This is a genomic window from Bacillus sp. ABP14 (genome assembly GCF_001831375.1).
GTDB classification, from domain to species: domain Bacteria; phylum Bacillota; class Bacilli; order Bacillales; family Bacillaceae_G; genus Bacillus_A; species Bacillus_A paranthracis.
The window spans coordinates 2250475-2262385 of record NZ_CP017016.1 but is presented as its reverse complement, the minus strand read 5'-3'; the positions used below and the strand labels follow the sequence as shown (position 1 = coordinate 2262385).

General features: G+C 34.8%; 13 protein-coding genes and 1 pseudogene. 6 read left to right on the top strand and 8 right to left on the bottom strand.

What is annotated here, in order from left to right; all coding sequences use genetic code 11:
* Positions 1-26: 26 nt before the first annotated feature.
* Positions 27-620: an O-methyltransferase gene (locus tag BGI23_RS11770; RefSeq protein WP_041184107.1), complete on the bottom strand. Its 594-nt coding sequence runs from the start codon at positions 618-620 to the stop codon at positions 27-29.
* Between the two features lie 304 nt (positions 621-924).
* Between BGI23_RS11770 and BGI23_RS28400 the strand changes: the two genes are divergently transcribed.
* Positions 925-1083, top strand: coding sequence for a hypothetical protein (locus BGI23_RS28400; protein ID WP_001100983.1), 159 nt, complete (start codon positions 925-927; stop codon positions 1081-1083).
* A gap of 34 nt (positions 1084-1117) precedes the next feature.
* Here BGI23_RS28400 and BGI23_RS11760 read toward each other — a convergent pair whose 3' ends face one another.
* The 3 genes from BGI23_RS11760 to BGI23_RS11750 form a co-directional block, all read right to left on the bottom strand.
* Positions 1118-1987, bottom strand: coding sequence for a sigma-70 family RNA polymerase sigma factor (locus BGI23_RS11760; protein WP_070806012.1), 870 nt, complete (start codon positions 1985-1987; stop codon positions 1118-1120).
* Positions 1965-3272, bottom strand: coding sequence for a phytoene desaturase family protein (locus tag BGI23_RS11755; RefSeq protein WP_070806011.1), 1308 nt, complete (start codon positions 3270-3272; stop codon positions 1965-1967). Before BGI23_RS11755 ends, BGI23_RS11760 begins: the two co-directional genes overlap by 23 nt.
* 93 nt (positions 3273-3365) lie before the next feature.
* Positions 3366-3671 carry a luciferase domain-containing protein gene (locus BGI23_RS11750; protein ID WP_070806010.1) on the bottom strand — a complete coding sequence of 102 codons (306 nt, stop codon included), beginning with the start codon at positions 3669-3671 and terminating at the stop codon, positions 3366-3368.
* 118 nt (positions 3672-3789) lie between these two features.
* On the opposite strand from BGI23_RS11750, the pseudogene BGI23_RS11745 reads away from it, so the two are divergent.
* Positions 3790-4623 (top strand): annotated as a pseudogene (locus tag BGI23_RS11745) (TGS domain-containing protein); the annotation flags it as partial.
* Positions 4624-4802: 179 nt separating this feature from the next.
* A complete protein-coding gene (locus tag BGI23_RS11740; protein ID WP_070806009.1) occupies positions 4803-5435 on the top strand; it encodes a cupin domain-containing protein in 633 nt (210 codons plus the stop codon).
* 617 nt (positions 5436-6052) lie between these two features.
* On the opposite strand, the gene BGI23_RS11735 is transcribed toward BGI23_RS11740, so the two are convergent.
* Entirely contained in the window at positions 6053-7360 is a 1308-nt protein-coding gene (locus tag BGI23_RS11735; RefSeq protein ID WP_070806008.1) for an exosporium glycoprotein BclB-related protein, read from the bottom strand.
* A gap of 430 nt (positions 7361-7790) precedes the next feature.
* On the opposite strand from BGI23_RS11735, the gene BGI23_RS11730 reads away from it, so the two are divergent.
* Positions 7791-8081: a DUF4183 domain-containing protein gene (locus tag BGI23_RS11730; protein WP_001121647.1), complete on the top strand. Its 291-nt coding sequence runs from the start codon at positions 7791-7793 to the stop codon at positions 8079-8081.
* A 61-nt stretch (positions 8082-8142) separates the two neighbouring features.
* Here BGI23_RS11730 and BGI23_RS11725 read toward each other — a convergent pair whose 3' ends face one another.
* Entirely contained in the window at positions 8143-9225 is a 1083-nt protein-coding gene (locus BGI23_RS11725) for a DUF4183 domain-containing protein (RefSeq protein WP_157441033.1), read from the bottom strand.
* Positions 9226-9432: 207 nt separating this feature from the next.
* Between BGI23_RS11725 and BGI23_RS11720 the strand changes: the two genes are divergently transcribed.
* A complete protein-coding gene (locus BGI23_RS11720) occupies positions 9433-10074 on the top strand; it encodes a BclA C-terminal domain-containing protein (protein WP_070806007.1) in 642 nt (213 codons plus the stop codon).
* A gap of 402 nt (positions 10075-10476) precedes the next feature.
* Here BGI23_RS11720 and BGI23_RS11715 read toward each other — a convergent pair whose 3' ends face one another.
* The gene (locus tag BGI23_RS11715) at positions 10477-11091 is read right to left on the bottom strand and encodes a helix-turn-helix domain-containing protein (protein ID WP_157441032.1); all 615 of its coding nucleotides are present in this window, start codon (positions 11089-11091) and stop codon (positions 10477-10479) included.
* A 59-nt stretch (positions 11092-11150) separates the two neighbouring features.
* Here BGI23_RS11715 and BGI23_RS11710 point away from each other — a divergent pair, with 59 nt between their 5' ends.
* Positions 11151-11735, top strand: coding sequence for a LysE family translocator (locus tag BGI23_RS11710; RefSeq protein ID WP_070806005.1), 585 nt, complete (start codon positions 11151-11153; stop codon positions 11733-11735).
* Positions 11736-11825: 90 nt separating this feature from the next.
* Here the strand turns inward: BGI23_RS11710 and BGI23_RS28945 are convergent, their stop codons facing one another.
* Positions 11826-11888 carry an N-acetylmuramoyl-L-alanine amidase C-terminal domain-containing protein gene (locus BGI23_RS28945; RefSeq protein WP_353824113.1) on the bottom strand — a complete coding sequence of 21 codons (63 nt, stop codon included), beginning with the start codon at positions 11886-11888 and terminating at the stop codon, positions 11826-11828.
* Positions 11889-11911: the final 23 nt, after the last annotated feature.

Below are 11911 nucleotides of genomic sequence, written 5' to 3'. Positions count from 1 at the left end.
ATGTGATAATTATATTACGCTCAGTCCTATTTCTTCTTGCGTGCTACAAACGCTCCATTTTGGAATGCCAATAACACCGTTTCAAACATTTCATCTTCTTCAATCATTTTTCTAAACTCGGCTAATTCACTTGCATGAGAGGTTGCATTATCAACAACTAGAAAACCTTTTGGTTGTAAAATGCGTTTTATATGCTCAAGCCACCACATGTATTGCGTACGCTCTGAATCTAGGAAAATAAAATCAAATGAATGATCTAGTTGCGCATCTAAAAATGCCCCTGCTTCTTGATTATGAACATCAATCCTTTGCAACAAGTTTGCCTTTTCAAAATTGACAAGTGCCTCTCCAACTCGTTCTGAAGAAAGCTCCACAGTTGTTACATTTCCATTTGTTTCTTCTACCGCATTAGCTAACCACAATGTAGAATAACCATTAGAAGTTCCAATTTCTAAAATGTTTATTGCGCTACACCCTTTTACTAAAATTGATAAAAACTGCCCCATCTCACGAGAAATATTCCGTAATTTTTCTTCCCGTGTTTTTTTATTTCGATCATGCTCTTCTCCATATTGTTCAAGTTGAAGTAATAATGAATCTAACGTATCCATTCTTTTCATCGCCTTTCCAAAGCAATATGATGAGAAAGCTCTCGTTGCCCGTCTACTTTCATTATATGCGAAACGAAAACCTTTTTCTCGTTATATGATAAAGATTTGCAATTTTTTATAGCATATTGTTTCGTTTTTTGGTAAAGTTAATTTCTACGTGCAATTATTCCATTCATACTATTTTTATTTCAATTGCAGTTGTTAAATCATATAAACCTCATTTAAATGAATCGGTATTTCAAATTCAATTAAGCGCCCTTTCCGGACGCATTTTCTTTTGTTTATATATTTATTAGAAGAAAGGATGCTTACAATGAACGTGATTAGCTTAGATGCCGCTCGAAAGCGAAAGCAGCATAAAAAATTAATGATTACTATACCGATTATTTCACGTATTTATGAAGAAGACGGGGAAATTAAATTTGAGGTAGCTGGCGAAAAAGACGTACCTCTTGAAATGTTAGAGAAATAATAAAAAGACGCACTTCTAAAGAAATGCGTCTTTTTTATACTATTCTATTTAAGTGCATAAGTTTTTCAGGATTAACCATCATATAAATATTTGAGATTTTCTCATTCTCAAATGTGAATGAAAGTACATAAGTCACTTTATTTTTCACTTTAACAATAACACCTGGGGCACCATTTACTATCTTATAATCAACATTGTACGCTGATGGGAACTTACTTCTAATTCCAGAGAATAAACGAATAATTCTATCTGCAGAATAGATTGGATGAATTGCAGTTGTAACTTTGCCACCACCATCAGCTTTCAATATCGCATCTGTTTTTAATACTTCTAACATGCCTTGCGCATCTCCACATTGTAATGATGATACAAACTTTTCCACATAAGCAGCCATTTGTTTCGTACTTAACTTTGACTGCTTCGGCTTATCTAAAATACTTTTTCGTGCACGTTGAAAGATTTTCCGGCAATTCGCACTACTCCTATCAACAATCGAAGCGATTTCTTCGTACTCATAATCGAAAACTTCTCTTAATATGAAAACAACCCTCTCTACTTCAGACAATTGTTGTAAAAGTAATAAATATGCCGTAGAAATTGATTCTTTCATTACAAATGACTCTGATGGGTCATCAGTCTCTTCCACAAATGGTTCTGGTAACCACATTCCGACATATACGTTCCGTTTATGTGCTGCTGAACGTAATTTATCAATTGATCGATTTGTTACCATTTTACATAAATATGCTTTCATATTTTCTATAGATTGAACGTCCTCTATTTTATTTAACGAGATAAAAACGTCATGAACGATATCCTCAGCATCCATAACACTCCCAAGAATTCTGTATGCTAATGAAAATAATAATGGTTGATATGCTTCATATAACTGCTCCGTTTCCATGATGAACTACCTCACTTTCGGAATGCTTTAAAATGTGTAAAGCTGCATGTTTTCCGCTTGCCACTGCAGCATCAGCTAATATTTCATCATGCCCTACCCAATCTCCTGCTACATAAACACCTGGCATTTCAGGTATATTAGGACCTGGTTTTTCAACTCGGTTTATATGAAGAAAATCATATACTACTGTTATTTTCGGTAAATATTGTTGTGCAACAACTTCTCTTTTCCAATTTGGATGTAGCAAATCCATTGTACTTTCTAACTGTTCTTTATCTTCATGAGTATATTTCATCTCTAGTACAGGATTATGGTACTTAATTAAACTCACTGCAATTGATCCATCATCACTTAATTTAGCTGCTCTTGATTGATTCGTGAAAAATATAGGCTGATCTAACCCTAATGCAAATTGATGTGTCGGATTAGGTAATCGTCTCAAACCAATATCTAATGCAGCAACAGTAACCGGTACCGATTGTTTACTCCATCTATGCAAACTTGTTCCTTCCACACCTTTAATTATGTTACAAGCTTCTTTCGGTGGAGTCGTCACAATGACTGTACCTACTTCAAATACCTCATCATCAAAACAATATATTCTTTGTTTATCTTCGTAATGCTCTATTTCCAAAACATGCTTTTTATCCAAAAATTGCACCCCGGCATGATTCGCAATGTCTCTTAATTTTGTTATTATCGTCTCCCAGCCACCATCTACATAAAATACCCCATCTTTTATCGAAAGCTGTATTTGCTTTAGTACAGATGATGCTAATTGTATTGTAGGAGCAAACGTATATGTTGTTCGGCATAGCGCATAAAATATATTTCGAACCATTGGATCTTTTATTTCATTTTCTGCCCATGTAGTTAGGCTCACTTTTTGAACTTTTCTTACATCTAAATTCCCTAAACGAATCATAAGACGTGAGAATTGTACTTTTGCAGACCACGAAAGTAGTGGTGTTGATAAAATTGAGCGGAAATCTGTTGGTATGGTGAAAATATCCCCTTTCCATATTCCATGTGCTTTTGTAGATGGAATTCCACCCGGTAGATTCATACCGAGCTCATTAAAAGTTAAAAATGCGGCTCCTCCTCTATATAAGGCGTGTGCACCAAGATTCATACAGATCCCATTTTTATTAATAGTCATCCCTCGACCACCAAAGCGATTGGACTTTTCTAAAACAATCACTTTTCTTCCAGCTTTCGCTAAATATATAGACGCTGTTAATCCAGCAAGCCCACCACCAACAATGGCTACATCAAATTTCTTCATAATAAAATCCCTCCTTATCGTTCTACATACAAGACGAACGATTAAGGAGGGATGTGACATGAAAATATATTTTTACTCATCTATTTTATTTCATTATTTTTTTAATCGGTCATATTGCATACGAAATAACTCAATTGCAAATGGTATATCCTCTTCACTCTTTATATAATAACTTATCCATCCTGATTCAGGTAATACGTGATGTGGTTTGACCAATCCTTGTTTTACTAATTCATCCCGCTTTAACTTTGGAAATGGTAAATCAACTAACTTATCTCCATGCAGATGACCAAGTTCTTTCTTGCCATAATTTATTTCAATGCCGCCAAATCGATGCGGTTTTTCAGAGACACCTGCCCAGCCAAGCACTTCATTTCTAATCATTTCACTAAATGACATGAACCTTCACCCCTTATTAATGATTGATGTAATATTAAATTAACACGTTCTTTACTTTTTTCCATCAATCCAAAGTATGAATGGATATACGAATATAGTTTCATCTCAACACCTTTATTTTTTACATAAAGAAAGATATAGCAAGGTACTTAAATTCTTAACGGGATATGTTCCACATCTTCAAAAAAATATAACCAATTTAAGCAAAGGAATTCATTCTTTTTGTGATACTAACCTTTCATTTGAAATAAGCTATGAGTTCCCTCCGATTTATACTGCTTACTCACAATTACAAGAAATACAAAACGTATCAGAGGTTTCACAAATTTGTATTACAACTACAAGTGTACTAGATTGCTATAAAATTCTTGGAATGATACATCAATTATACAATCCAACTATAAACTATTTCGAAGACAATATAGCACTTGAAAATAGCTATTTTAATAACAATTTAAAAACTAAAGTCAATATGAATAATACTGAACAAACAATTATCATTCAAACACAATTAGCAAAAACATTAAAAGATAATGGCATTTTTTCTTTATTAAATAATAGAACTGCAAATGTCCAATCCATATCTTATAAAATAATGAATGATACAATTGTGCATAACAATTTATTAACTACAGATCCAATTGTGTTCCACAATCTAGTATCGTACGAACTATTTGAAAATACCATAACGGCTTATACTTCAGATTTACAACCTATTTATTTACCAGATGGTGCTACAATTATTGATTTTACTTTCTCTGCATTTCCAAAAATTGCACATAACATGAAAAATGCAAAAGTCAACGGTATACCTGTTCCACTTAAAACAAAGGTATCTCATTTTGACATCATAGAAATCCATTTTGGTTTAAAACAAAACTTGGCATTAGAGTGGCTAAATTACGCCAATACCGCTAAAGCACAATTAATTATTCAGCAAAAACTATCTTGAATAACAGACCAATACCTCTATGAAAAAGGATTGGTCTGTTATTCAAAATACGAAATACAACCCATATTCTTTATGGCATAGGCAAATTTATTATGATACCAACAACCGCACATAACAAACACTAGACACATATCCTAATTTTATAACCTTACTTACTAATAGAAAGGCAGGTAATACAATTGAGTTCTAATATCGACTACACTTCCCCCTCAATTAATTTCACTTATGATTTAAATAAAAGTAATTTTTTTCAGAAAGATGCCCAAAATTATATAAACGTACTTGGCGAGAATCAATTAAATACGTTAGAAAATACTTCTTTATTAGATATCTATTTAAGTACAGGAAATGTTGTAGAACCACATATTCATCAAAATGCAGCTGAACTTGTTTACTGTATTTCAGGATCTGCGGTTGTTTCTTTACTTAATCCATTTACGAATCAACTATTAAACTTACCGATAAAACCAGGGCAAGTTGCCAACATTCCACAAGCGTGGTGGCATTATGAAATTGCTACAGCAGATAATACTCATTTATTAGCAATTTTCGATGCCCCAACACCAGAAGTTATTTTTGGTTCTGATATTTTAAGATTAACTCCCGCTAATATAATGGCCCATACTTACTGTCTCGATGAGCAACAATGGAAACAAGCGGTATCCCCTATTCAATCCACTACAGTAATTGGTCCCCCAGTAAATTGTAATAAAAACCGTGGAACGATAAACCCAACAACTCAGCCTCCTAATCCACAACAAAATTTATATTACCAAGATTCGTATTATTTTCCTCTTTACTGGGGATATTAATTTATATTATGAAAGGACAATTATTTATCTCCTCGGAAAATACGTAGGAGATTTTTTTATTGTATACCCATTCCTATTTATTATCGTAACAATTAATAGAATAGCTACATATAATAGTTATATATTTAATTGGAGGTGATAGTACTATGAGTAATTATAACTATCGAAAAAACTACTCTAATAATAAAAATAGTAGTTCATCAGCATCCTCTCAGTCTTCAAATTCTCAATCTTCCAATTCCCAATCACAAAGAGACTTAGCCGAGCAAGGCTATGTAAAGAAAAAAGGATGTAACTGTAATAAAAACAAATAGTTTATTATTAATTTGAACAATAACATTGCAACGCTCACGATAAATAATGTACTTCCCTTTTATTTAAAAGATGAATTCTATTTCTAATAGAATTCATCTTTTTTATTTATAGATAATTTTTCATATCCTATAACTTATTCCATAAACAATAGATTATAAATCATAAATTTTGATTTTTTAACAAAGAGTACTTTCTCAATTGATTTATCGCCTATCTTTCCATAAAATATAGCCCTTCCTAATACAATTAGGAAGGGCTATATACAAATGCCAGTTCAAATTTCTAACAGACATTACAGCAAACTAGACGATATTAATACCTGCACTTACAAATCCAGCTACTGCAGCTATTGGACTTGCTGCTGTTAAGGAAACATATAATAATACTTTATCCCCAGCTGCTACTGGAATAGCTTCAGGTATGATCCCTGATGCTGTAGAACCAATTGCTATTGCAGCAAATGCTGGTGTTAATAATAGAGGTGCGCCTTGTACTGTAAACGTATTACTTGCAGCTGGTGCAGTTAATATTTGTATCTGCACTTGAACAGGTGATAATGGAGATAATGCAGCTGTTGCACTAAAGAAACCTGCTAATGACGTAATAACACCTGCGCGTGGTGCTACAAATGCATAATCACCTACACCTAACGCTAACGTGATACTTGTTCCACCCGTTAAAGCTATACCAGGCTGACTAAAACCAAACCCAAGGAGAGTTCCTGTATTAGCTATTAACGCGTTAACTAACGCAGCTGGTGTTGTACCCGAAGCGAATGGAATAATAGCTCCGCCACCAGTTGCTCCTGTTGCTCCTGTTGCTCCCGTTAGGCCTGTTGCTCCTGTCGGGCCTGTTGCTCCTGCTAGACCTGTTGCTCCTGTCGGGCCTGTTGCTCCTGTTAGACCTGTTGCTCCTGTCGGGCCTGTTGCTCCTGCTAGACCTGTTGCTCCCGTTGGGCCTGTTGCTCCTGTTAAACCTGTTGCACCACCAGTACCTGCTGGACCCGTCGCTCCTGTTGGACCTGTTGGACCTGTTGCTCCTCCTCCTGGACCCGTTGGACCTGTTGGACCTGTTGCTCCTCCTCCTGGACCCGTTGGACCTGTTGGACCTGTTGCTCCTCCTCCTGGACCTGTTGGACCTGTTGGACCTGTTGCTCCTCCTCCTGGAGTAGCACCAATTAGTTGAACTAATAAGTTTAATAGAAGTTGTAAGCTTGCAGGATCAAGAATTAAAGAGAAGAAGAATGGTGCAAGAGCACTGAAGAATTGTTGTAATAAAGAAAGTAATTGACTTAGATTTGGATTAGGGGATTGAAGTAAGTTAATAATACTTTGAATTAATTGTTTTAAGAAATTTCCTTCTGGAGAAGGTGCTAATTCATTTAGCAAGTTCAATAGCTGAGTAAACAAATTGAGTAAAGCTAATCTGTTTGCATCACTTGGATTTGCAAAAAACGCTGCAATAGCCGCAATTAAAGAGTTTAGTAAAGTTATTAATCTTCCTAATTGTTCACTAGTAATTGGAACTGTTTGTGGATTGTTACAACAATCTGGTGTGAAAACAATCGGATTATTGCAGTTGTTATGACCAAAACAATCATTATGTTTCATTTATTTCCTCCTTACCTTTCTTTTATTTGAGTATTTTCCTATTATAAGAACAATAAAATTGTGTATAGGTTTCATTCACTTAAAATAGGAAACATGAATTATAATTAAACTGAAAGAACGATATTTAATTATGTTCATGACTCACATATTAATTATATGTTTTTAATAATTGACTGCTTAGATTAAACACCTAAACTTAAAAGTTTATTTTATTTTTCCACGTTTATCTCTTAGGTTTAAAAGCACATTTTAACTTGAGTATAAAAACTAAACATTGGCATATAACCACCAATTAACAACAATACCTTTACTAAAATTGTGTTCCTTCTATTATCATGAAGCCGTTTCTATTATCAAAAACTTTCATACAATATATTGGACAAGTTATCCCATACTTTGTTCAAAAAATAATTTAGGGAGTGAAAATTAATTGCCAATTATTCAACCATTTATGGCATCCAGAAGATTCACATCTACACTAGGAGCTGGAACCGGAACTGGTGCAGCTTTTGCAATTGCTGCTACAGCTTGTTTAAACGATGCTGGTACTACTGCAACTGCTTTTCCGACTTTTACGTATTATAACTTATATGTAAACGGCATTCTTCAACCTAGTGTGAACTCCAGTGTTACTACTGGACCTACTGGTGCTATTACAATTCCTGGCGGAGATGCATTAGACGGCGGAATTCCAATTACAATCGAATTTATCGTCACTTAGTTTTAACTACTTTAATGTAGAGCAAAAAGACAGATCCTTTTTATTTAAGAATCTGTCTTTTTTAATTAATAATGATAAATTGTAAAATAATTGAAGAACCTTGTGATGGTGGTTGATTATCTAATAAAGTTAGCTGACCAGTACTAACCTGATATAATGGTTGTGGTTGAAGTATTCCATTAATAAACAGATTAATGTACGAAACCTCATCTGGAGATAATATGTGAGTTGTACCATATTGAGCTAGCCCATCTGAATCTGTATATATAAGTTTTTCTCCATCTGAAAAAGTGTAAAATAATAAATTAGTTGTTGTTATGGGGCCAATAACTCCAGTTGGACCTGTTGCTCCCGTTGCTCCTGTTACTCCCGTTGCTCCTGTTACTCCTGTTGCTCCTGTTACTCCTGTTGCCCCTGTTACTCCTGTTGCTCCTGTTGCTCCTGTTACTCCTGTTGCTCCTGTTACTCCTGTTGCTCCTGTTACTCCTGTTGCTCCTGTTGCTCCTGTTGCTCCTGTTGCTCCTGTTGCTCCTGTTGCTCCTGTTACTCCTGTTGCTCCTGTTGCTCCTGTTGCTCCTGTTGCTCCTGTTGCTCCTGTTGCTCCTGTTACTCCTGTTGCTCCTGTTGCTCCTGTTGCTCCTGTTGCTCCTGTTGCTCCTGTTGCTCCTGTTGCTCCTGTTGCTCCTGTTGCTCCTGTTGCTCCTGTTGCTCCTGTTGCTCCTGTTGCTCCTGTTGCTCCTGTTGCTCCTGTTGCTCCTGTTGCTCCTGTTGCTCCTGTTGCTCCTGTTGCTCCTGTTGCTCCTGTTGCTCCTGTTGCTCCTGTTGCTCCTGTTGTTCCTGTTGCTCCTGTTGCTCCTGTTGCTCCTGTTGCTCCTGTTGCTCCTGTTGCTCCTGTTGCTCCCGTTGCTCCTGTTGCTCCTGTTGCTCCTGTTGCTCCTGTTGCTCCTGTTGCTCCTGTTGCTCCTGTTGCTCCTGTTGCTCCTGTTGCTCCTGTTGCTCCTGTTGCTCCTGTTGCTCCTGTTGCTCCTGTTGCTCCTGTTGCTCCTGTTGGAATATAAATTGGCGGAAGAACCGGAAAAGTAGGTCCAATATTCTCTGGCCTTACCATCCCTTTATTCAAAGATAATTTTTCATTACTGTTCAATTTACTACCTCATTCCACATTTTGTTTACTAATTAACAAAATAAAACCTCTATCATTTTAGTAAAATTCCATAACTACTTTTTCATACTCAAATGATTTTACACAAAGTAAACTTTTTACCGTTACTATAACTAGTAGTATTAATATAATAAAATGATAGTTCCATTCCAAAATACTAAATCGGTTACATTTTAATTTAAAAATGAGGTGATTTATATTCAAGATAAGAATGAAAAAATGAAAAAAGGACTATTATCAATAGCTCTTGAAATTATACTTCCATACAGGCTTACAGGTCCTACTGGGCCTACAGGCACCACTGGACCTACAGGCATTACCGGGCCTACAGGCATCACCGGGCCTACAGGCATCACCGGGCCTACAGGCATCACCGGGCCTACAGGCATCACCGGGCCTACAGGCATCACCGGGCCTAATATTACAACAAACTCCATGTTCGCTAATAATACGTCAGGTGGTCCCATTTCAGTTATATTAGGCGGAACTAATATTCCACTTTCCAATAACCAAAGTCTCGGTAATTTTACAGTGAATGCTTCAAATGATATATTTACAATTCCTGTTACTGGGAGATATTATTTAACCTATCAAGTTAATACAACAACTGCACTACTTGCTGGTACAAGGCTACTATTAAACTCTTCGACTCCACTTTCCGGATCTATTTTTTCTCCCGCATTATCAACTTCAAATTATAATAATAATTTAATAATTAATTTAACTGCTGGTAATACAATTTCACTTCAACTATTCGGCGTATTATCCATAGTTAATTTAGTTGGAGGTGGTTCAACAGGTGCCTCTTTAACAATTATACGAATCGATTAAAAAATGATTCATTCTTTTTATAATAATCATTCTTAAATGCTAAAATAGTAACTACTAGGTCATTCCTTTAGTTTATATTTTAATAACTTCACGTAAGTGATTATGCAATAAGAAATACTTTGTACTATATTCATAGTACAAAGTATCTATACTAAATTTTCCGTATATACATTATCAATTTACACTGCTCTCTGCCAATGTTACATTAAAGGTGAAGGTAGTTTCTCAAATGCGAACCATCTCAATACGTATATGAGAAACAAACTCCAATCCTATACGCGAGAGCAATACTATGTTGACACTCAAACGAGTGTCCTTTTTTATGAATTTCAAAAATAAAACCATCTTTTATAGATGGTTTATCAACGCACTTTTCTTTATATTCTTCTTGTAATAGTAAATTTATATATTCGGATAATGCATGGTCATACTTAACCTAGTTAGCGTTCTTCCGAAATTATGATAAGAGTGTGGTCTATCCGCCTTAAAGCGAATTGAATCCCCACTATTTAATTTATATTGACAATCATTTATTTCAATTGTCAATTCCCCTTCAAACACCGTTATAAATTCTTCGGTCCCTTCTTTATGACCTTCCGAACTTAATTTTCCTTCAGTTTCAATTTCAACTGTATAGATTTCAAAGTTCCTATTATCTTGAAAAGGAAAAGATGGATACACTTTATATCTCCCATTGTCTTCTAATAATGCTTGAACATCACTTCGTAAAACGACTTTCGTATCCAGTTGGGGATTATTAATTAAAGAAGTAAAAGACACTTTCAACCCATTAGCTATTTTCCATATCGTTGTTAATGTTGGACTTGACTCTCCACGTTCAATTTGTCCAATCATTGTTTTACTCACACCTGTTAATTGGGCAACTTTTTCTAAACTTAATTTTTCTTTCTCTCGTATTGTTTTTAAATTTTTTGCCAGAATAAGTTGAATTTCTTCCATAAGAAACACTCCTAAACTATATACAATATAACGACCGTTATGTATAATAAAAAGCACACATTATATTGTTATTTTCGGTCATTATAACATACACCAAATAATTAGGGGGTTTTGAAATGCCTATATTCTCTTTTTTGTTATTTGTTATTATAAGTAGCTTCACACCCGGACCTAACAATTTTTTAGCTATGACATACGCTAATCAACATGGTTTAAAAAGGAGTATGCAATTTTGCTTCGGAGTAGCTTTCGGTTTTTTCATCCTCACTTCCTTATGTAGTTTCTTTAATATTGTATTAATTAAAATCCTACCTATAATCGAATTCCCTTTAAAAATCTTAGGTGTAGCATATATGCTATATTTAGCTCTTAAAATACTCACAAGTAAAACTAGCATAAATCCCGATGAAAAATATAATAAAAATTTATTTACAGTTGGGATTTTCCTTCAGTTTATTAACCCTAAAGGAATACTATTCGGACTAACTGTAGTATCAACTTTTATTCTTCCTTACTACAATTCATATTCAAGTTATCTACTTTTTTCATTATTTCTAGGTGTAGTTGGATTAATGAGCACATTTAGTTGGACATTATTCGGTTCCATGTTTCAAAAACTTTTGTTGAAGCATACTAAATCATTTAACATCATTATGGCCGTTTTATTAGTTTTCAGTGCGCTTTCCATTATAACCAATTAAATTTCCTTTATTAAAAAAAAGAGGATTACTCAATAAAAGTATCCTCTTTTTGAGGCCGAGTGATTTTTCTGTTTCACTAAAATAAAATTTTTACTTAACTTCATACCACCAGCCTCTACGCTCAAGGTAATCCGTCATTCCTTTAAGTTGCAGCCTCTACTTTTTATCATTCATTT

Coding starts and splice junctions, on each gene's coding strand:
- BGI23_RS11770 (WP_041184107.1), bottom strand. CDS start 620: ATGAAAAGAATGGATACGTTAGATTCATTATTACTTCAACTTGAACAA.
- BGI23_RS28400 (WP_001100983.1), top strand. CDS start 925: ATGAACGTGATTAGCTTAGATGCCGCTCGAAAGCGAAAGCAGCATAAA.
- BGI23_RS11760 (WP_070806012.1), bottom strand. CDS start 1,987: ATGGAAACGGAGCAGTTATATGAAGCATATCAACCATTATTATTTTCA.
- BGI23_RS11755 (WP_070806011.1), bottom strand. CDS start 3,272: ATGAAGAAATTTGATGTAGCCATTGTTGGTGGTGGGCTTGCTGGATTA.
- BGI23_RS11750 (WP_070806010.1), bottom strand. CDS start 3,671: ATGTCATTTAGTGAAATGATTAGAAATGAAGTGCTTGGCTGGGCAGGT.
- BGI23_RS11735 (WP_070806008.1), bottom strand. CDS start 7,360: ATGAAACATAATGATTGTTTTGGTCATAACAACTGCAATAATCCGATT.
- BGI23_RS11710 (WP_070806005.1), top strand. CDS start 11,151: ATGCCTATATTCTCTTTTTTGTTATTTGTTATTATAAGTAGCTTCACA.